This window comes from Streptomyces spinosus (assembly GCF_020400655.1).
Lineage (GTDB): Bacteria > Actinomycetota > Actinomycetes > Streptomycetales > Streptomycetaceae > Streptomyces > Streptomyces argyrophylli.
In genome coordinates, this window is the sequence record NZ_JAINRC010000035.1 from 25,554 (window position 1) to 43,711 (window position 18,158).

The window sequence follows — 18,158 nt, forward strand, 5'->3', positions numbered from 1 at the left end:
GGGGCCGGGGCGGGCCTGCTGGGGGGTTGTCCATCCCCCCTGGCGGACGGATGACCGTCCCCGTGCCGGCGGTCCCGAGTCCCCCCTCGGGGCCGCCGGTGTTTCAAATCCAGCGGACCGAAGCACATGCCACGGAACGAGCGCCGGAACACTTCTCCTCCACAGGATCTCCTGACACGTGTCTCTGTGGTACGTTCCGTGCTCGGCCGGTCCGGTGATCATGTGCAGCGACCCGCACAGGTGGGTGGGTGGCACGCCTGCCCGGGGCCCGGCTCTCTGGCGAGAAAGGTCTACGGATGTGCGCCACGCAGGTGCCTGCCAAGGAAGGCACCCGTCTCTTCGAGGAACTGTGCGCCGTGAACGGCGTCGTGACCCGGGGCGCGCAGCTCGTCGCCGAGTCCTTCACGCGGCTGGCGGGCGGTGCGGCCGTCGACACGAAGACGCTGGTGGCGACCGTGCAGTGGTTCGTCGACTTCGTGCGCCGTGTCCACCGTGGCAAGGACGAGCTGTTCTGGCCGGCGCTGCGGGAGCGGTTCCCCGAGAGGGTCCGCCGAATCGACCGGCCGGCCGAGGACGCCGACGCGCTGGCAGAGGCGCTCGACGAACTGGAGAGCGTGATCGCGCGGATCGCCGAGGAGCGCCGGGTCGGCGGGTCGGTGAGCTGGGGGCACGCGATGCGGGAGGGCACGCTCGCCTCGCACCGGGCCCAGGACCTGCTGGCCGCGCGCCTCGGCGAGGAGGAGCCGCTGCTCAGGGTGCTGGCCCCCGTCATCCCGGACGAGGACGTCGTACGGCTGCGCGAGGCGCTGGCCGACGCCGTCCCGCACGGCGCACCGCATCTGGTCCTCGGTCTCCTGGAGCACCCGGAGCCGCTTGCGGGCCGGGACCGGCTGTACGCCGGCCTCCCGCCGTCCGTGCGCTGGACCCGGGGGGTGCCGGCGGGCAGGTTCCGCAGGACGCTCAGGGCGCTGGCGGCCGACTGAACGGGAGCCCTCCGGGTTCGCGTCCGCCGGGTTCGCGTCCGCTGGGTGCGGGCGGTGCGGGTACGCGTCCCCGGGGGCCGGGGCCGGGGCCGGGGCCGGGGCCGGGGCCGGCTGCGCTGGGCCTGGTTCGGCAGGTCAGCGGACGGGCATGGCGGGCGCGGTCTTCTTCCGTGCGCGGTAGGCGGCCGCCTTGATCTTGTTGCCGCAGGACTCCATGCCGCACCACTGGCGCCGCATGCCCCGGGAGCGGTCGATGTAGATGCGTGTGCACTCGGGGTTGCCGCACTCCTTCATCAGGGGCACGTCCGGGCCGCTGAGCAGTTCGACGGCCTGCCGCGCGACGGTCGCCAGGGCCTGCCCGGGGGTCGCCTCGTTGTGCCGTCCGGCCATGGTGAGCTGCGGCGTCACCGGGGTCTCGCGCGCGGCGCCGTTGACCACGGCGAGTGCCTCGCGGTCGAACTCGTCGCCGAGCCGGCGGTTGGTGACGAGGCGGTAGATGGCCTCGCGCACGGTCGTCGCCTGCCGGACGTCTTCCTCGTCGCCCGGTGTGATCGTGTCCACGAGTCCGGACTCCAGGTACCAGGCGTTCAGCCGCTCCGGTGTCACGAACATCTCGAACCGGGTCGAGCGCCGGGCGCGGAGGGTGGCCGCGAAGTCGAGCGCCGGGTGCCCGCATACGAAGACATGGTCAAGGTTCACATCACCATCTTGACAGGTGACTGCCATGGAGCGCAAGAAGCGTCACCGTTCCAGGCGGTGCCGCTCGGAACGGGGGTTCGGTGGTCACCGTACAGAAGATTCGCGATCACAGACACCTGGAGCGGTCGGGAAGCACCGGGTCGCGGTGGCGGGCACCGGGGCGCCCCCGCAAGGCACCCCCGCCCCCCCAAGGTGCCCCCGGTTCAGTCCCCGGAACCGGTCGTCACCGTGTTCTTCCCCTGTCCGCTTCCCGGTTCAAGGTGGATCTCGCGGCCCTGCCACCGGCGTCGCAGCCAGCGGTCGTGGCTGGCCAGGACGATCGCGCCGGGGCCGGTGCCGAGCGCGGCCTCCAGTTCGTCGCACAGGGTGGGGGACAGGTGGTTGGTGGGTTCGTCGAGCAGCAGCAGGTGCGGCGGGCGGGCCACCAGGAGGGCCAGCGCGAGCCGCCGGCGCTGCCCCACGGACAGCCCGCCAACGGGTTTGTCCAGGTCCGCCTCGTGCAGGAGACCGAGCGAGCCCAGCGGCACCTTCTCGGCGCGCGTCGGGCCCAGCGACAGCTCATACGTGTCGCGGACCGTGCGTTCGGGCCGGTCGAAGACGGTGTCCTGGGTGAGCAGGCCGACCGTGAGCCGGCGCCGCCTGCGCACCTCTCCCTCGGCCGGCAGCTGTCCGGCGAGCACGGCGAGCAGGGTCGACTTGCCCGCGCCGTTGCCGCCGGTGACCAGCAGCCGGTCGGTCGGCGAGACGTCCAGCGCGTCCAGCGCGAGCCGGCCGGGCACCCGTACGTCACGCAGGGACACCAGCGGCTGGGGGCTCTCCTCCGTGCGGGCGGCCAGTTCCCCGGCCGCGAACCGCAGCGGCCGGGGCGGCTCGGCGACCCGGGTGCGCTCCAGCTCCTCCAGCCGGCGGGTGGCGTTGCGCACCCGGCGGGAGATCTGGTTCTGCACCCGGCCGGCCCGGTGGCCGTAGCCCATCTTCTCGTTGTCGGTGCGGCCCCGGTCCGGTGCGACCCGGTGCGCGGTCACACCCGCCGACTGCCGCAGTGCCTCCAGCTCCTCCTGCTCCTCGGCGTAGCGCCGTTCCCAGCGCTCCCGTTCGGCGCGCTTCTCCGCCAGGTAGGCGCTGTAGGTGCCGCCGTAGCGGACCGGGCCGTCGACCGCGGGGTCGAGGTCGATCAGGTCGGTGCAGACCGCGTCGAGGAAGGCCCGGTCGTGACTGGCGACGACCACGGTTCCGGGCAGTCCGCGGACCTGCTCCTCCAGGAACGCGGCCGCCGTGTCGTCGAGGTGGTTGGTGGGCTCGTCCAGCAGCAGCGCCGACGGCCTGCGCACGAGCAGCGCGGCCAGGGCCAGCCGCCCGCGCTGCCCGCCGGACAGCGAGCCGAGCGTGCGCTCGTGCCCGAGCGAGCCGAGGCCCAGGCCGTCCAGCACCAGGGCCGCGCGGCGGTCGGCGTCCCAGGACTCGCGGTCCTGGGCCTGTTCCAGCCGCCGGCCGTAGGTCTGGAGGAGTTCGGCATGGCCGGGATCGTCCTCCGGGACGCGGGCCAGCTCCTCGCCGAGCCGCTCGAGCTCAGCGAGGTCCTCGCGGGCCTCGCGCAGTGCCTCGTCGAGCACCGCGGCGATGGTCGAGCCCGCGTCGAAGGGCATCTCCTGGTGCAGGAAGCCGAGGTCGCCGGGGCGCGTGACGCTGCCCGCGTCGGGTTCGTCGACGCCGGCCAGCACCCGCAGCAGGGTGGACTTGCCGACGCCGTTCTCCCCGATCAGGCCGATGCGGTGGCCGGGAGAGGCGGTCAGACAGACGCCGTCGAGGACGCGACGGCCGCCGAGGGCGCGGACGATGTCATGGGCGAGCAGGGCGGGTTGGGGCACGGGGAACCGTCCAACGTGATCGGTGGTCGGCCCGCCGGGCACACGGCCTCGGACGCGGGCCACGTCACACGCCGGCGGCTCACACCGCCGGGGCCCCGGTCTCCTTGAGCGCCCCGTCGGCCAGCCGCAGCCAGCGGTTCACCCCGATCTCGGCGAGGAACCGCTCGTCGTGGCTGACCACCATGAAGGCGCCCTGGTAGGAGTTGAGCGCGCTCTCCAGCTGTCCGGCGCTGACGAGGTCGAGGTTGTTGGTCGGCTCGTCGAGCAGGAGCAGGTGGGGGGCCGGTTCGGCGCACAGCACGCAGGCCAGGGTGGCGCGCAGCCGTTCGCCGCCGGACAGGACGCCGACCGGCAGGTGGGCCCTAGCGCCGCGGAAGAGGAAGCGGGCGAGCAGGTTCATCCGCTCCGCCTCGGGCCGCTCGGGGGCGAACCCGGCGAAGTTCTCCGCCACGGTGCGGTCCAGGTCCAGCAGGTCCAGGCGCTGCGAGAGGTAGGCGATGCGGCCGTCGTTGCGCTTGATCTCCCCGCTGTCCGGGGCCAGGTCGCCGGTGATCAGCCGCAGCAGTGTGGTCTTGCCCGCGCCGTTGGGACCGGTCAGCGCGATGCGCTCGGGGCCGCGGACGGTCAGGTCGACACCGCCGTCGGCGAACACGGCCTTGCCCGCGTGGTGGACCTGCATCGCCTCGCCGAGGAAGAGGTTGCGTCCGGCGGGCACCTGGGTGTCGGGCAGTTCCAGGGTGAGGCGCTGCTCGTCGCGCAGCGCGCGTCCCGCCTCGTCGAGGCGGGCCTTGGCCTCGCTGACCCGGGAGGCGTGCATCGTGCCGGCCTTGCCCGCGGCCTCCTGCGCGCCGCGCTTCATGTTGCCGGCGAAGATCTTCGGCAGACCGGCGTTCTTGAGGTTCTTGGCGGCGTTGCTCGCGCGGCGTTCGGCGCGCTCGCGGGCCTGCTGCATCTCCCGCTTCTCCCGCTTCAGCTCCGCCTCGGCGTTGCGGACGTTCTTCTCGGCGACCTCCTGCTCGGCGCGCACGGCCTCCTCGTACTCGGTGAAGTTGCCGCCGTAGAAGCGCAGTTCGTCGCTGCCGAGTTCGGCGATGCGTTCCATGCGGTCGAGCAGCGCGCGGTCGTGGCTGACGAGCAGCAGGCAGCCGTTGAAGTCTCCGAGCACGTCGTAGAGCTTGTGCCGGGCCTCCACGTCGAGGTTGTTGGTCGGCTCGTCGAGCAGCAGCACGTCGGGGCGCTTGAGCAGCTGGGCGGCGAGGCCGAGGGAGACGACCTGGCCGCCGCTGAGCGTGCTCAGGCTGCGATCCAGGGTGAGGTCGGCGAGGCCCAGGCGGTCGAGCTGGGCGCGGGTGCGCTCCTCGATGTCCCAGTCGTCGCCGATGGTGGTGAAGTGCTCCTCGCTCACGTCACCGGATTCGACGGCGTCGATGGCGCGGATCACCGCGGCGACGCCGAGCACCTCGGCGACGGTGAGGTCGCCGGTCAGGGGCAGGCTCTGGGGGAGGTAGCCGAGCGTGCCGGCCACGGAGATCGAGCCGGTGGCGGGCTTGAGCTCCCCGGCGATCAGCTTGAGCAGGGTGCTCTTGCCGGAGCCGTTGGGAGCGACGAGGCCCGTGCGGCCGGTGGTCACGGTGAAGGACAGGTCGTGGAAGACGGGGGTGTCGTCGGGCCAGGCGAAGGACAGGTTCGAGCAGACGACGGCGGCGTCGGACATGGAGGCGACCTCAGAGGTACTGAGGGCAGAGCGTGGACCTCTGCCCTGGGCAGACGTGGGAAAATGGGTACGACGAGACAGACCACCTCGGCGGCGCTCCTGAGCACCGGCCGGTGGCCGTCAGATCCGGATCTCACCCGGAGATGTCGTCTTCACCCACCACGTCTGCGACTCCTCGATACACGGTCAACGTCGCCGCAAGTGTAGCAGGGGGACGTCCGCCGATTCCCCTGAGTGAGGGTTCACACATATGTGCCCGTCCGTTGACAGTCCCGGACGGCCGTGTCACTATCGTCACCAGTTCAACAGGTGACGGTGTCGGGAGCGGCCGACCGTGTTCACACGTGTGGGCCCGCCCGGACCGGTGCCTCCGTCCGGCCGCAGCTCGCCGGGATCGTCGCCACCTCTAAGGAGCACACTGACCATGGCAGGAAAGCCGAAGCGCGGGGCCGGGGGCGCACCGGTGGGACGGCGGGCGATGCTGGGCATGCTCGGAGCGGGAGCCGCCGGGCTCGCCGCCGCGCCCTATCTCCAGCGTGGCTGGGAGGGGGTCCTCGGCGCCGCCTCCCAGGTCGACGCCACGGGCCTGACCGGACTGCTGCCCAACCCGGGCGGTTTCCGGTACTACAGCGTCGTCGGCTCGGTGCCGCACAAGGACGCGACGAACTACGCACTCAAGGTCGACGGTCTGGTGGAGAAGCCGAAGACCTACACGCTCGACGAACTGCGCGCGATGCCGCAGACCCGGGTCGTCCACGACGTGCTGTGCACGGACGGGTGGCGGGTGGACAAGACACCCTTCGAGGGGGTGAAGCTGGCGGACATCCTGGACGCGGCCGGGGTGCGCTCCCCGGGCGCGGCGGTCCGCTTCACCTGTTTCGACGGCGCCTACACCGAGAGCCTCACCCTGGAACAGGCCCGCCGCTCGGACGTCCTGGTGGCGCTGAACATGCAGGACAAGCCCATCACCCACGAGCACGGGGGACCGGTCCGCCTCTACGTGGCTCCCATGTACTTCTACAAGTCGGCCAAGTGGCTGTCCGGCATCTCGGTCACCGACAAGGTCGTTCCCGGCTACTGGGAGGAACGCGGTTATGCAGTCGACGGCTGGCTCGACGACGCCGACCGGCACGGCGACGCGGCCTGACCCGCCCGGCCGTGTGCGCCGGTTCAGCACCGCCGAGCGCATGGTCCACCGGGCCACCGGCTACCTGATGCTCGTGTGTCTCGTCACCGCCGCCTGCCTGTACCTCGGGCCGCTGGCCCAGCTCGTGGGGCGGCGCCACCTGATGGTCACGCTGCACGAGTGGTCGGGCATCTCCCTGCCGGTTCCCTCCCTGCTCGGACTCCTCTCCGCCGACTTCCGCGCGGACCTGCGCAGGCTGAACCGTTTCGCCGTGTACGACCGGCAGTGGTTGCGGGCCGTGCGCAAGCGCCGGAAGTGGCCCGAGGCGCGGCCGGCCGGCAAGTTCAACGCGGGCCAGAAGATCTACGCGGGCTGGATCGCCGGCGCCGTGCTGGTGATGATGTCCACCGGCCTGCTGATGTGGTTCATGGGGCTGCTGCCCTTCATCTCCCGCACCAGCGCGATCTTCGTCCACGACCTCCTGGCCTGGGCCATCACCTTCGTACTCCTCGGACACATGCGCCGGGCGTTCGAGGATCCGGAGGCGAGGCTCGGCATGCGCACCGGATACGTCAGCCGGTCCTGGGCCGAGCGGTACCACTCCCGGTGGCTGAAGGAGGAACGGATGGGTACCGTGACCGGTGAAACCGAGGAAGCGGACAAGGTGTGACATGTCCCCCGAGAAGGGGTGGCTCTGGCCGGAAGGGTTCATGGACGACCGCAGCGCTCCAGACGCCGGGTCCCCGGACGGCCGGGGGCCTGGATCCGCCGGAGTGCTCGGGGACGAGCTGACGGCGCTGCTGCACCGTGCCGTGCACCAGGCCGCCCACCGTCTGCACGCCGTCACGGCCGCCGTGTACCTGCTGACCCCCGACGGCAGCGAACTGCGCGCCGCCATGATCGGCGGCAGCCCGCCGTCCATGCTCACGCTCCCCGGCCGCATGAAGCTCGACTCCCCCTACGCCTCCGCGCGCGCCCTCGCCGGGCAGCGCCTGGCGTTCCTGGCCGAACCGGATCCGCTCGCCGAACCGGAGAGCGGGGCGCTGGCCTACCCCTACACCGTCGCCTCCGTCGCCCTGGAGGCGGAAGGGCGCCGTTTCGGATCGCTGACCGTGCTGCGCACCGAGGACAGCGGGGACTACGGCGGCACGGACCGCCGGGAGCTCGCCCGGATCGGCGACCGGCTGGCCGTCCTGCTGGCCGCTCTCCACGCTCGCGGCGCCATGATCACGCCCGGGAGCCTGCCCGTGCTGGTGCCGGTGTTCGGCACCGAACCGCCGGCCGCGGCCGGGGAGCAGGTCGCCGTCCGGGGTGTGCCGGGTGTGCCCGGCTCCGCGGGGATGACCCTGCTGTACGCACTTCAACGGATGACGGAAATGCTGAACCGGGCGACCACCATGGAGGACGTCGTCGGGGTGGCGGAGTTCTGCGTCATGGCCCCGATGCGCGCCCGAGCGCTGGCACTGACCTCGGCCGCCGAGGGCCGGCTGTGGGTCCTCGGCCACAGCGGGGACTCCGCGGACCTGGTGGGCGAGCTGCACGGCGGCGCTCTGCACGCGGGCACGCCCGCCGCGCGGGCGATGCGGGGGCGGGCGCTGTTCGTCCCGGGTTCCGCCGGCGCGCCGGCCGCGGGCCGTGTCCCGGACGCCGGCCCCGGGCATCAATCGAGCGGTGTGCCCGGCGACGGGCGGCACGCCGCCTCCTACCTGCCGCTGGTCGGCAGCCGGCACGTGGTCGATCTGCCGATGACCGGTACCGCCCCGGTCGTCGGGGTCTGCTGCCTGTCGTTCGACGGGCCGCGGACGTTCCCGCCCGAGGAGCGGGCCGTGCTGACCATGATGGCCGGACTGCTGGGCGCGGCGGTCCAGCGCATCCAGCTCGGCGCCGCACGGCAGATGCTCGCCGAGGGCATGCAACGGCGGCTGCTGCCCGCCGACCTCCCCGAGGCGCCCCGTCTGCCCACCACGGCCCGGTACCGGCCGGCCCAGGCCGCGAGCGAGGCGGGCGGCGACTGGTACGACGTGATCACCATGCCGGACGACCGCGTGATGCTGGTCATCGGGGACGTCGAGGGCCACACGCTGGAGAGCGCCGCCGTCATGGGCCAGTTGCGCACCTCGGTGGCCGCCTACGCCACCGAGGGCCACGGGCCGGCGGCGCTGCTGGAACGCACCGACCGGCTGCTGCCCCGGCTGGGCACCGACCTGCTCGCCACCTGCTGCGTGGTGGCCGTGGACACCGGGACGGGAGTGGCCGAGGTGGCGCTGGCCGGACATCCGGCGCCGCTCGTCCGGCTGTCCGACGGCACCGTCCGTCCGCTGTGGGCACCGGCCAACGTGCCGCTCGGACTGCACGGACGCACCCCCTACCGCTCCCAGGAGCACACGCTGCCGCCCGGAGCCGTGCTGGTGCTCTACTCGGACGGAGTGCACGAACCGGATCGCGACGACATCGGCGCCCGCCTGGGTGCCGGCGGGGCGGGTACCGACCTGGAGACCCTGGCGGACCGCCTGCTGGCGGGCACGCCCGGCCGGCGCGACGACGCCGCGCTGCTGCTGGCCCGCTACGAGGGAGCGGACGACTCCGCCGCGCCCCGGACCGCGCGTTTCCACGTCCACCGGCGTGATCTGCGGGCGGTCAGGGAGGCCCGCGGCTTCGTGCACGAGTGCCTGTACGAGTGGGGTCTGGCCGATCTGTCGGACGACCTGGAGCTCATCACCTCGGAACTGGTGACCAACGCGCTCATCCACGCGGGCAGCGATGTGGACGTACGGCTGCGGGCGTCCGGTCACCGGGTCCGTCTCGAGGTGCGGGACTCGGACAGCGACCCGCCCGTGCCCACCGCCTACTCGCTCACCGAGGAGGGCAGCGCACGGGCGGAACACGGCCGCGGCCTGTACCTGGTCGACGCGTTGGCGCACACCTGGCACACCTCTCCGAGCGGCCGGGGCAAGACGGTCTGGCTGGAGATGGACATCCCCGGCGCCTAGGGTCTTCCGTTCGGATCAGGCGCGAGCCCAGCACGATCCCCACGAGAGGGGCCCTAGGTGTGCTGTCCCGGGACGTTGATGACGCGCGTGCCGGGTGCTTGCACCGGTGGAGGCCTTCCGGGTTCGGTGCGGATTGCCACAACCGCCGGGCGTGGTCGGCGAAGTGGCCGTGGAGGACCTCGGTGATCCCGGCGACCGGGGACGCCGGGCACTGACCCGGGTCCGCGGCCGCCGGTCCGCCGGCTCGTGTCAGAAACGTACAAGACCGGACGCGTCCCGCTCGGGCACGCTCGCAGCATGGACAACATGAGCGGGCCGACGACCGCCATCAACCTGGCGCACAAGCTCTCGCAGTTCAGCGAGCTGTGGACGCAGAAGAAGATCGCCGATCTGAACGACTACGAAGTCAAGCTCGCCAAGCTGAAGGGCGAGTTCGTCTGGCACACGCACGAGGACACCGACGAGCTGTTCCTTGTCCTCAGCGGGCGCCTCACCATCCGGCTCAGGGAGACCGGCGACGTCGTCCTGATGCCGGGTGAGTTGTTCGTGGTGCCCCGCGGGGTCGAGCACTGCCCGGTGGCCGAGGAGGAAACGGCCGTCCTGCTGCTCGAACCCGCAGGGGTCCTCAACACCGGTGACAGGCCCGGACCGCTGACCAGACCCGCCGAACCGCCGGACCAGTCCCGCGATCCGCCATCCGTCAGGGAGCGATGACCAGCCGGCTGATCAGCCCACCGTCGAGCACGAAGTCGTAGCGCAGGTCGACCGTGCCGCCGGGAAAGTCGCCGTCGAGCCGCTGGGTCACGGTCCAGCGGTCCGGTCCGGACCGCGCCGCCCCCAGATAGGTGGTGGTGTACGTGTACTCCGAGGCGGCGCGGTCGAGCCACCCTTCGATGGCGGGCAGGCCGTCGTACGTCTTTCCGTCGTCGATGACCTGGGCGTCCGGCGTCATGAGCGCCGCCGACGCCGACGCCTCTCCCGCGTTGTGCACCGCGAGGTACCGGCGGATCACCTCGGGCAAGCGGTCGCGGTCCACCGGCGTGGAGGAGGACGAGTCGGTCATGGCTGTCTCGCTTTCCATGGGTTCCGAAGCGTTGCGGGGTTCAGAGGGCGGGGACGGTGCCGCCGTCGATGACGTACTCGGCGCCGACGATGGCCGACGCGCGGTCGGAGACGAGGAACGCCACCAACTCGGCTACTTCCTCCGGCTCGTTGGGTCGGCCGAGGGGGATGCCGCCGAGGGAGTCCATCAGGGACGCGAGGGCGGACTCCCGGTCGCCGGTCCGCTCGGCGAGGCGGTCGACGAGGGCGTCCGCCGCCTCGGTGCGGATGAAGCCGGGCGAGACGGTGTTGACGCGTACGCCAAGCGGTGCGACCTGGTTGGCCAGGCCCTTGCTGTAGGTGGTGAGCGCGCCCTTGGCCGCCGCGTAGCCCAGCGTGCCGTCCCACAGGGGCATGCGGCGCTGGATGGAGGAGACGTGGACGACGGCCCCACGGCCCTGCGCGAGCATGCCGGGGATCAGTGCCCGGTCCAGGCGGACCGCGGCGAGCAGGTTCGCATTCAGCTCCTGCTGCCAGACCTCCTCCGTCAGCACCTGGAAGCCGCCGGAGGGCGCGGCCGAACCGCCCAGAGTGTGGACCAGGACGTCCACACCGCCCAGCCGCCGCCGCGTCTCGTCCGCGACCAGCTCGGCACCCTCAGGCGTGGTCAGATCGGCGCCGACGAACTCCTCCTCGGCCAGATCGGCAGGCCGGGTGCGGGCGGTGACCAGCACGGTCGCCCCCGCCGCCCGGAGACGTGCGGCGATCGCCGCTCCCGTGCCCTTGCTGCCGCCGGTGACCAGGGCGCGGCGGCCTTCGAGTGACGCGTCGATGACAGGAGGCATGGTGCGTGTCCGTTTCCGGGGCAGGCCGAAGGCACACCCCTACTCACTGCTAGAATAGAAGCTAGTGACTTTCACTTTAGCAGTGACTCGGGAGGGTGCCACCATGGCGAGCCGGATCAGGCTGGAGGACCGCGAGTGTCCGCTGTCGACCACCGTGCAGCACGTGGGCGAGTGGTGGACGCTGTTGATCCTCCACGACGCCTTCGACGGGTACACGCGGTTCGACCAGTTCCAGCAGAGCCTCAACATCTCCACGAGCATGCTCACCGCGCGCCTGAAGACCCTGGTCGCGGACGGTCTGCTGGAACGGCGGCCCTACCAGACGAACCCGTTGCGCCACGAGTACGTACTCACCGAGCGCGGACGCTCCCTGCGCCCTGTGATCGTCGCCCTGGCGGCCTGGGGCAACCAGCACCTGGCGCCGGAGGAGCGGTCGATGGTCCTGGTCGACGCCGCGACCGGTGAGGAGGCCGAGCCGGTCGTCGTGGACGCGCGCACCGGTCGGAGGCTGGACGACAGTGAGGCGTTCGTCTTCGCCGCGGGTCCGGCCGCCGGGCCGGGCATGCGGGCCCGGTACGCCGAACTCGGACGTGACCGGCGTGAGCCGACGACCGGACCGCACACCTGAGCCCCGGCGTCGTCGTACGCACCGAACCGCGGGCACCTTCGGCCGGGCCTAGACCCCGGAGCGAGGGACGGCGTCGGTCTTCTCGCGAGCCGGTTCTGCGTCGAGGTGGGCCGGAAGGCCGGCCGGAGCGGTCGGGGGCGGCGAGCGGACGAGTCTCGCGGCCCGTGGCTCCGGCCGCCCCGGCCAGGCACTGCGGCGGGTCCACGACCCGGCGGGGTACGGTCCCGGGATGCCCGCGGAGCCGTCGAGGACCGGTGCGGCCCGCGACGACGCGTGGGCAGGCAGGGCTCATCCGTCCACGACGTCCTCGGCCTCCCAGCGCAACAGGTCGCCCGGCTGACACTCGAGCACCTCGCAGAGCGCCGCGAGCGTCGCGAACCGTACCGCCTTGGCGCGGCCGTTCTTGAGTACCGCCAGGTTGGCGGGCGTGATCCCCACGCGGTCCGCGAGCTCGCCCACGGACATCTTCCGCCGGGCCAGCATGACGTCGATGTCGACGACGATCGGCATCAGATCACCTCGTCCAACTCGGCCCGCATCCGTGCCGCTTCGACGTCGCGCGCGACGGCCTGGGCGAGCAGCATCCGCAACACGAGCACGATGAGCGCGACGCCCAGGATGGCCACGCCGATCCCGCCCATGATGAGGGTGACGCCCGGGTCGTCCCGCTGGCCCGGCGCGTTGAGGGCGGTGACCGCGAACCACACGAGGGCAGCCGCCACGATCGCGCCGATCACGCCGTCCACGTATCGGAAGGCGGCGTGGGAGAACACGGTTCCACGCCGGACCATCGTCACCAGCCGCCATACGCAGCCCAGGGCGACCTGGGCCGTCACCATGCCCAGGATCGTGATCAGGCGCAGCGGCGTCAGCGGGAGCGACCCGCCCTCCTTGTCGGTGGCCAAGGCCCACACCATCAACGCCTGTACGAACACGGTGCCGGCGAGCACCGCCACCAGCACCGCTCGCAGTGCACGCACCGTCAGCTTTCCCATGCCCATCCTTCCATCGATTTGCGATGGAAATCTATCGAATATCGATAGGTAGGGCAACGGCCGGCACGGAGAGCTGGACGGAGGCCCGCCCACCCGACCGTCGAATGACCCAACAGCGCCTCGGCGGGTGCCCGCACCGAACCCGGATCACGGACCGTCAACTGACTGTGGTCCGGCCGGGGTACGCCCGGCCAGAGTGAGAGCGCGGGCCGAGGGGGCGCCCGCGGCTGTGGGGTGATGTGTCCCGCGGTCGTACGGCATGTGGTCGCGAGACATGTGACCCGCCCTCTGTCGTCACCGGTTAAACCGGTGATACTGTCTGGCTCAGTCTTCGACGCCCGAGACCGCCTCGGGCCGCGTACCGAGGTCGCGGAGGCGCGCGTGCGGACGTTCGCCCGCGCAGGCCCGCCGGCTCCGGCCCTGTTCAGCTCATGTGACGTGCACCTGTGTCGCCGCGGTGAGGCGCACACCTACTTCCGGGATGGAAACCAATGAGACGCACACTTCTGACTGCCCTCGCCGCCGGTGTGCCGCTGGCCGCCGCGCTGTGGGTGCCGACCGCGTCGGCGGAGCCGGCGAACACCGCCTCCGCGCCGCTCGGCTGCCGGTCGCTGCCCGTGAAGGCCCCGGCCGGAACCAAGGTGGAGAGCGTGACCGTGGTCGGCCACGCTGCGGGCACCGTGGACGTGCCCCCGGTCACCCCGCTGCCCGGGGCGCAGATCCCCGACGTACCGGCGTTCTGCGACGTGACGGTGACGCTGACCCACCCGGGTCAGGGCGACCACGCCAAGGTGCGCGTCTGGCTCCCGCAGCAGGGCTGGAACGGCCGCCTCCAGACGCTCGGCGGCTCGGCCTACGCCGCCGGCGACTACGGCGCGGGCCTGGCCGCCGCGGTCAAGAACGGTTACGCCGCAGCGACCACCGACGCCGGCGTCGGCACCTACATCGACACCGGCTGGGCCCTGACCGACGGGGGCAAGGTCGACAAGGCCCTGCTGAAGAACTTCGCCAGCCGCTCCGAGCACGAGGCCGCGGTCGTCGCGAAGGACGTCATCGACGGCTTCTACAACAGGCCCGCCTCCTACGCGTACTTCAACGGCTGCTCCACCGGCGGACGCCAGGGCTACATGGAGGCCCAGCGCCACCCCGACGACTACGACGGCATCCTCGCCAACGCGCCCGCCGTCAACTGGGACGAGTTCGAGGTCGCCACCCTGTGGCCGCAGGTGGTCATGAACAACGAGAAGACCTACCCGACCTCCTGTGAGTTCTCGGCCTTCACCGACGCCGCCGTCAAGGCCTGCGACCCGCTCGACGGCGTCAAGGACGGCCTGGTCAACGACCCGGCCCGGTGCGACTTCGACCCCCGCCGGCTGATCGGCACCAAGGTGGTGTGCGACGGCAGGGAGCTGACCATCACGGCGGCCGACGCGGCCGTGGTCCGCAAGATCTGGGACGGCCCGCGCACCACGTCGGGCAGGAAGCTGTGGTCCGGCGTCCCGATCGGCGCCGACCTGTCGGCCCTGGCCGGCGTCACCCCGCCGGACGCGAACGGCGTCGTCAAGGGCGCCCCCTTCCCGGTGCCCGCCGCCTGGGTCCGGACCTGGCTGGAGAAGGACCCGTCCTTCGACCTCACGAAGATCACCTACAGCCGGTTCACGCGGCTGTTCGAGCAGTCCGAGGCCGAGTACGACAAGATCATCGGCACCGACGACCCGGACCTGTCCGCCTTCCGCGAGTCCGGCGGCAAGCTGCTGACCTGGCACGGCCGGGCCGACCAGTACATTCCCGACCAGGGCACCGTGAAGTACCGCGAGCGGGTCGAGCAGAAGCTGGGCGGAACCAAGAAGGTCGACGACTTCTACCGTCTCTTCCTCGCCCCGGGCACCGCGCACTGCGGCCTGAACAACGGCAGCGGTGCCGCCACCGACGACCTCGGCGCGCTGCGCACCTGGGTCGAGAAGGGCAAGGCCCCCAGGACGCTGCCCGCCACCCTGGTCAACGCCGAGCACAAGACCGTCACCCGCGATCTGTGCAGCTACCCGTCGGTGTCCCGCTACGACGGCCACGGCGACCCGGCCGCCGCCTCCAGCTTCCGCTGCGTCCTGCCGTCCCGGCACTGACCCGGCCGCCGACCACCTGACCACACGAGAAAGGCACCCTCCCTCATGAGCACGCAGACAGCGGCACCGTCGAACCCGACGGCGGCGGACGGACGTTCCTCCCTGCTGAGGCTGTACCTGGGCCGCGGCGTGCTGGCCGTGGCATGGGCCCTGGCGTTCGCCGGAGCCCACGAGAACGTCGACGCCGTGGCCATCACCCTGCTCGTCGTCTACCCGCTGATCGACGCGGTGTCCTCGCTGATCGACTACCGCGCCACCCCTGACGGTCCCGAGCGCCGGGTGACCGCGTTCAACGGGGTGCTCAGCACCGTGGCCGCCCTCGCGGTCGGCATCGCCGGGGCCGGCGGTGTCGCACCGGTGCTCCACGTGTTCGGTGCCTGGGCCGTCGTCTCCGGTGCCGCCCAGGTGGTCGTCGGACTGCGGCGGCGCGGTCCCGAGCTGGGCAGGCAGTGGCCGACCCTGATCTCGGGCGGACTGTCCTTCCTGGTCGGCTTCTTCTACAACGTCCAGGCCGCGGGCGACAGTCCCTCGCTCGACGTGCTGTCCGTGTACGCCACGGGCGGCGGGGTCTGGTTCATCCTCCAGGCCCTGCTGCTGGGCTGGAAGGCCCGCCAACTGCGCACCCGGACCGTCTGACCGGCCCCGACCGGTGCCGTCCCGGCCCGCGCCCCGTGGCGCGGGCCGGGACTTTCCCGTCCTGCGCGGTCTGACGGACCTGGAGGACTCCCTGTACTGGGAAGCCCACCGCCGGGCCGCCCAGGACTGCGCGGCCGAATGCGCCGCTCGTGTGCCCGGACTCGGCGAGGGCCGGAGAGCCGACATCGAGTAGTGGTACGTAGAGCAACAGGTTTGACTGACGTCGCCCCCGGATCGTCCGCCACTGGGGCTTCCAAGCACCCCGGCTGTGACATCGTCGCCCCCGTGGTGCCGCGGCACCGGCCTCCGCAGGCCGGAGCCGCGGGCCGCCCCCGTGCGCGGAGGCCGTCTGTTTCTCAGACCCTCGTCACGGACGCCCGCTGGTGTCACAGACCGGATGTCTGTCCGGTCACACCTTCGGCTACCCGGGCCCATGAAGGGATGACGGACGATGACAGCTCACGGGGATCTCCCCGCACCGCAGCAAGGCCTCCTTCTCACGCACTTCCTGACGGTGCGCGATGTCGCGGTGTCCCGGCGCTTCTACGCCGACGTCTTCGGCGGCGAGGTCGTGATGGAGGAGAATCCGGCGATCGTCAAGGTCGCCAACACCTGGATCATCATGAACCCCGGTGGCGGTCCCACCCCCGACAAGCCAGGGGTCACACTGGAGGCACCACGAGATGGTGAGCGTGTTTCCAGTTTCCTCAATGTGCGAGTGGCCGACATCGTCGCCTTCCACGCGCATGCCGTCGCGAACGGCGCCGACTTCCTCACCGAGCCCGTTGACCGCGGATCCGAGCTGCGCTGCTACTTCCGTGACCCCGACGGCTACCTCATCGAAGTGGGTCAGTCCACCGGTCTGCTGACGGGAATCCACGCGTCCACCCCGGAAGAGTCCAGTTGAGCACCGTTACGCGTCCCGTCCATAGGGGAGTGTCCGGATGAAGGTCGTTGTGTTCGACGACGGTGGGCTCATCGGCGCCGAGACCGCTCTCTGGGTCAGGGATCACGGGCACGAGGTCGACCTGGTCTCGGCACCAGGGGGTCTTGGCTCGCTCACAGGAGAAGAGATCGCCGAGTCCCTGCGCCATTGTTCAGTCGTGATCGACCTCTCTCGCCAGCCGTCCCCGAACACCGGGATCATCACCGACGATCACGGCCTCGTCATGGACGAGGAGGCCCTCGTCGCGGCATGGCGACGTTCCACCAGCGCCCTCCTCCAGGCCGAGACGGCCGCCGGTGTCGAACACCATGTCTCCCTGTCCGTGGTAGGTGTGGAACGTATAGGAAGTGAGGGCGCCTTCCGAGCCCTCCAGGCACACGAAACCATGGTCCAGCGGTCCGGTATCCCCTACTCCATAGTGCGTTCTACGCAGATGTTCGAGTCGGCCGAGGACATAGCGACCGCAGGCACCGAAGACTGGATCGTCTGGGTGCCGCCGGTCGAAGTGCGCCCGGTGTCTCTGACCGACGTGGCCATCCTGCTTGCGCATACCGCCGTGTCCCGGCCTCTGATCGGCGTGCGTGAGATCGCCGGCCCTGAAAAGTTCAGGCTGGACGCGTTCGTGCGTACCGCCCTGACCACCGTGCATGCCGAGCACCGCCATGTCCTCACGGACGTCCGCAGCCCCTTCTTCGGTGCGCGTCTTCGACCCACGGACCTTCTGCCAGGTGTGGATGCCTTCGTCGCGCGGACGAGCTACCGCGAATGGTGCGCCAGCCGACCTGGGCGGGAGAGCGCCGAGTGGCCTGGAGGCGGTGAGTCACCCGACTGCGCCCATAGACCCCCTCACGGACCGTCAGACGAAGGCTGTTGCCGAGAATGAAGTACAGAGGGCTGGACTGCGACTGCCGCCTCCCAGGGCGTGCTGAGTGACAGCGGCTTTCACGCGATCAGCGCCGGACCACGTCCGGCCAGGCGCATCCTTTCCGGGAACCGAACGGTCCTGTGCACCGGGCCGTGGCCACGCCCGGCGACCTGCTGTTCCCCATCCGCGCTTCGAGGCTGGACCTGTGCTTCGCGCTCGCCACGGAAAACACTCCCTCCGGGCCATGGCCGGCCAGATCGGTGTGTCTCCCAGCTTCATCTCCCGACTCGAGCGCAACAAGACGAACGCGAGCGTGGGCACGGGCGGCGAACCGGACGTGCGGATGAGCCGGTCCACCGCGGTGGGGAGTCCGGTGCAGCGGGCCGACAGCCGAGCCCGGATCCGCTTCCGGGGCGTGACCTCGGAGCAGCTGACCAGGCGTCGGACGCCCTGGTGGACTGCCTGCACGTCCGCTGTGAGCCGGGCAGCGCCTCGTGCGCGGCAGAGGACATGATGCGCCACGGAGGACGAGAGCAACGAGTTCGATGCCCCCTTGGAGGCGGTCGACGTCGTCGGCAACCGCGATGACACGCGGGGCCGGACGGTGCCCAGCCCCGCGTCCGATGTGGCCCACATCCCGTCCCTTCGTACCTGAGCGGCGTTCCACGTCGCGGACGGGTTTTTGTGGTCGGAGCTGTA

Annotated in this window: 17 protein-coding genes and 1 pseudogene; 11 read left to right on the top strand and 7 right to left on the bottom strand. The window is 71.4% G+C overall.

Going from position 1 to position 18,158, the window contains the following annotated elements; translation table 11 throughout:
• The first annotated feature begins 296 nt into the window (after nucleotides 1–296).
• Nucleotides 297–983, top strand: a complete 687-nt coding sequence (locus tag LG395_RS39580; protein ID WP_225814257.1) for a hemerythrin domain-containing protein — start codon at nucleotides 297–299, stop codon at nucleotides 981–983.
• 135 nt (nucleotides 984–1,118) lie between these two features.
• Here the strand turns inward: LG395_RS39580 and LG395_RS39585 are convergent, their stop codons facing one another.
• From LG395_RS39585 to abc-f, 3 genes are all read right to left on the bottom strand, one after another.
• On the bottom strand, nucleotides 1,119–1,682 hold the full coding sequence (locus tag LG395_RS39585) for a CGNR zinc finger domain-containing protein (protein WP_225814258.1): 564 nt from the start codon (nucleotides 1,680–1,682) through the stop codon (nucleotides 1,119–1,121).
• A 203-nt stretch (nucleotides 1,683–1,885) separates the two neighbouring features.
• Nucleotides 1,886–3,550: an ABC-F family ATP-binding cassette domain-containing protein gene (locus LG395_RS39590; protein ID WP_225814259.1), complete on the bottom strand. Its 1,665-nt coding sequence runs from the start codon at nucleotides 3,548–3,550 to the stop codon at nucleotides 1,886–1,888.
• Between the two features lie 79 nt (nucleotides 3,551–3,629).
• On the bottom strand, nucleotides 3,630–5,264 hold the full coding sequence (gene abc-f, locus LG395_RS39595) for a ribosomal protection-like ABC-F family protein (protein WP_225814261.1): 1,635 nt from the start codon (nucleotides 5,262–5,264) through the stop codon (nucleotides 3,630–3,632).
• Between the two features lie 424 nt (nucleotides 5,265–5,688).
• Between abc-f and LG395_RS39600 the strand changes: the two genes are divergently transcribed.
• The 4 genes from LG395_RS39600 to LG395_RS39615 all read left to right on the top strand — a co-directional run bounded on the left by LG395_RS39600 (nucleotide 5,689) and on the right by LG395_RS39615 (nucleotide 10,094).
• Nucleotides 5,689–6,411 carry a molybdopterin-dependent oxidoreductase gene (locus tag LG395_RS39600; RefSeq protein ID WP_225814263.1) on the top strand — a complete coding sequence of 241 codons (723 nt, stop codon included), beginning with the start codon at nucleotides 5,689–5,691 and terminating at the stop codon, nucleotides 6,409–6,411.
• Complete coding sequence (locus LG395_RS39605; RefSeq protein WP_225814265.1) at nucleotides 6,359–7,060, top strand: cytochrome b/b6 domain-containing protein; 702 nt, start codon at nucleotides 6,359–6,361, stop codon at nucleotides 7,058–7,060. The genes LG395_RS39600 and LG395_RS39605 overlap by 53 nt, the downstream gene beginning before the upstream one ends.
• A 1-nt stretch (nucleotide 7,061) precedes the next feature.
• Nucleotides 7,062–9,380: an ATP-binding SpoIIE family protein phosphatase gene (locus LG395_RS39610; protein ID WP_225814267.1), complete on the top strand. Its 2,319-nt coding sequence runs from the start codon at nucleotides 7,062–7,064 to the stop codon at nucleotides 9,378–9,380.
• 297 nt (nucleotides 9,381–9,677) lie between these two features.
• Nucleotides 9,678–10,094, top strand: coding sequence for a cupin domain-containing protein (locus LG395_RS39615; RefSeq protein ID WP_225814269.1), 417 nt, complete (start codon nucleotides 9,678–9,680; stop codon nucleotides 10,092–10,094).
• Here the strand turns inward: LG395_RS39615 and LG395_RS39620 are convergent.
• On the bottom strand, nucleotides 10,081–10,461 hold the full coding sequence (locus LG395_RS39620; protein ID WP_225814271.1) for a nuclear transport factor 2-like protein: 381 nt from the start codon (nucleotides 10,459–10,461) through the stop codon (nucleotides 10,081–10,083). The genes LG395_RS39615 and LG395_RS39620 overlap by 14 nt on opposite strands.
• A 22-nt stretch (nucleotides 10,462–10,483) precedes the next feature.
• Nucleotides 10,484–11,266, bottom strand: a complete 783-nt coding sequence (locus tag LG395_RS39625; RefSeq protein ID WP_225814273.1) for an SDR family oxidoreductase — start codon at nucleotides 11,264–11,266, stop codon at nucleotides 10,484–10,486.
• 103 nt (nucleotides 11,267–11,369) lie between these two features.
• On the opposite strand from LG395_RS39625, the gene LG395_RS39630 reads away from it, so the two are divergent.
• Nucleotides 11,370–11,894: a winged helix-turn-helix transcriptional regulator gene (locus LG395_RS39630; protein ID WP_225814275.1), complete on the top strand. Its 525-nt coding sequence runs from the start codon at nucleotides 11,370–11,372 to the stop codon at nucleotides 11,892–11,894.
• Nucleotides 11,895–12,182: 288 nt separating this feature from the next.
• On the opposite strand, the gene LG395_RS39635 is transcribed toward LG395_RS39630, so the two are convergent.
• Both LG395_RS39635 and LG395_RS39640 read right to left on the bottom strand, forming a co-directional pair.
• Nucleotides 12,183–12,404: a helix-turn-helix domain-containing protein gene (locus tag LG395_RS39635; RefSeq protein ID WP_225814277.1), complete on the bottom strand. Its 222-nt coding sequence runs from the start codon at nucleotides 12,402–12,404 to the stop codon at nucleotides 12,183–12,185.
• Complete coding sequence (locus LG395_RS39640; protein ID WP_225814279.1) at nucleotides 12,404–12,889, bottom strand: DUF2975 domain-containing protein; 486 nt, start codon at nucleotides 12,887–12,889, stop codon at nucleotides 12,404–12,406. The genes LG395_RS39635 and LG395_RS39640 overlap by 1 nt, the downstream gene beginning before the upstream one ends.
• Before the next feature lie 491 nt (nucleotides 12,890–13,380).
• Here LG395_RS39640 and LG395_RS39645 point away from each other — a divergent pair, with 491 nt between their 5' ends.
• From LG395_RS39645 to LG395_RS39665, 5 genes and pseudogenes are all read left to right on the top strand, one after another.
• Complete coding sequence (locus LG395_RS39645; RefSeq protein ID WP_225814281.1) at nucleotides 13,381–15,012, top strand: tannase/feruloyl esterase family alpha/beta hydrolase; 1,632 nt, start codon at nucleotides 13,381–13,383, stop codon at nucleotides 15,010–15,012.
• A 45-nt stretch (nucleotides 15,013–15,057) separates the two neighbouring features.
• Nucleotides 15,058–15,648, top strand: coding sequence for a DUF308 domain-containing protein (locus LG395_RS39650; RefSeq protein ID WP_225814282.1), 591 nt, complete (start codon nucleotides 15,058–15,060; stop codon nucleotides 15,646–15,648).
• 451 nt (nucleotides 15,649–16,099) lie between these two features.
• Nucleotides 16,100–16,555, top strand: coding sequence for a VOC family protein (locus tag LG395_RS39655; RefSeq protein WP_225814284.1), 456 nt, complete (start codon nucleotides 16,100–16,102; stop codon nucleotides 16,553–16,555).
• A 37-nt stretch (nucleotides 16,556–16,592) separates the two neighbouring features.
• Nucleotides 16,593–17,477, top strand: a complete 885-nt coding sequence (locus LG395_RS39660; protein WP_225814285.1) for an SDR family oxidoreductase — start codon at nucleotides 16,593–16,595, stop codon at nucleotides 17,475–17,477.
• A 95-nt stretch (nucleotides 17,478–17,572) separates the two neighbouring features.
• A pseudogene (locus tag LG395_RS39665) lies at nucleotides 17,573–17,686 on the top strand (Dyp-type peroxidase domain-containing protein); the annotation flags it as partial.
• Nucleotides 17,687–18,158: the final 472 nt, after the last annotated feature.

Coding starts and splice junctions, on each gene's coding strand:
- LG395_RS39615 (WP_225814269.1), top strand. CDS start 9,678: ATGGACAACATGAGCGGGCCGACGACCGCCATCAACCTGGCGCACAAG.
- LG395_RS39620 (WP_225814271.1), bottom strand. CDS start 10,461: ATGGAAAGCGAGACAGCCATGACCGACTCGTCCTCCTCCACGCCGGTG.
- abc-f (WP_225814261.1), bottom strand. CDS start 5,264: ATGTCCGACGCCGCCGTCGTCTGCTCGAACCTGTCCTTCGCCTGGCCC.
- LG395_RS39660 (WP_225814285.1), top strand. CDS start 16,593: ATGAAGGTCGTTGTGTTCGACGACGGTGGGCTCATCGGCGCCGAGACC.
- LG395_RS39630 (WP_225814275.1), top strand. CDS start 11,370: ATGGCGAGCCGGATCAGGCTGGAGGACCGCGAGTGTCCGCTGTCGACC.
- LG395_RS39600 (WP_225814263.1), top strand. CDS start 5,689: ATGGCAGGAAAGCCGAAGCGCGGGGCCGGGGGCGCACCGGTGGGACGG.
- LG395_RS39635 (WP_225814277.1), bottom strand. CDS start 12,404: ATGCCGATCGTCGTCGACATCGACGTCATGCTGGCCCGGCGGAAGATG.
- LG395_RS39640 (WP_225814279.1), bottom strand. CDS start 12,889: ATGGGAAAGCTGACGGTGCGTGCACTGCGAGCGGTGCTGGTGGCGGTG.
- LG395_RS39580 (WP_225814257.1), top strand. CDS start 297: ATGTGCGCCACGCAGGTGCCTGCCAAGGAAGGCACCCGTCTCTTCGAG.
- LG395_RS39650 (WP_225814282.1), top strand. CDS start 15,058: ATGAGCACGCAGACAGCGGCACCGTCGAACCCGACGGCGGCGGACGGA.
- LG395_RS39610 (WP_225814267.1), top strand. CDS start 7,062: ATGTCCCCCGAGAAGGGGTGGCTCTGGCCGGAAGGGTTCATGGACGAC.
- LG395_RS39645 (WP_225814281.1), top strand. CDS start 13,381: ATGAGACGCACACTTCTGACTGCCCTCGCCGCCGGTGTGCCGCTGGCC.
- LG395_RS39625 (WP_225814273.1), bottom strand. CDS start 11,266: ATGCCTCCTGTCATCGACGCGTCACTCGAAGGCCGCCGCGCCCTGGTC.
- LG395_RS39655 (WP_225814284.1), top strand. CDS start 16,100: ATGACAGCTCACGGGGATCTCCCCGCACCGCAGCAAGGCCTCCTTCTC.
- LG395_RS39605 (WP_225814265.1), top strand. CDS start 6,359: ATGCAGTCGACGGCTGGCTCGACGACGCCGACCGGCACGGCGACGCGG.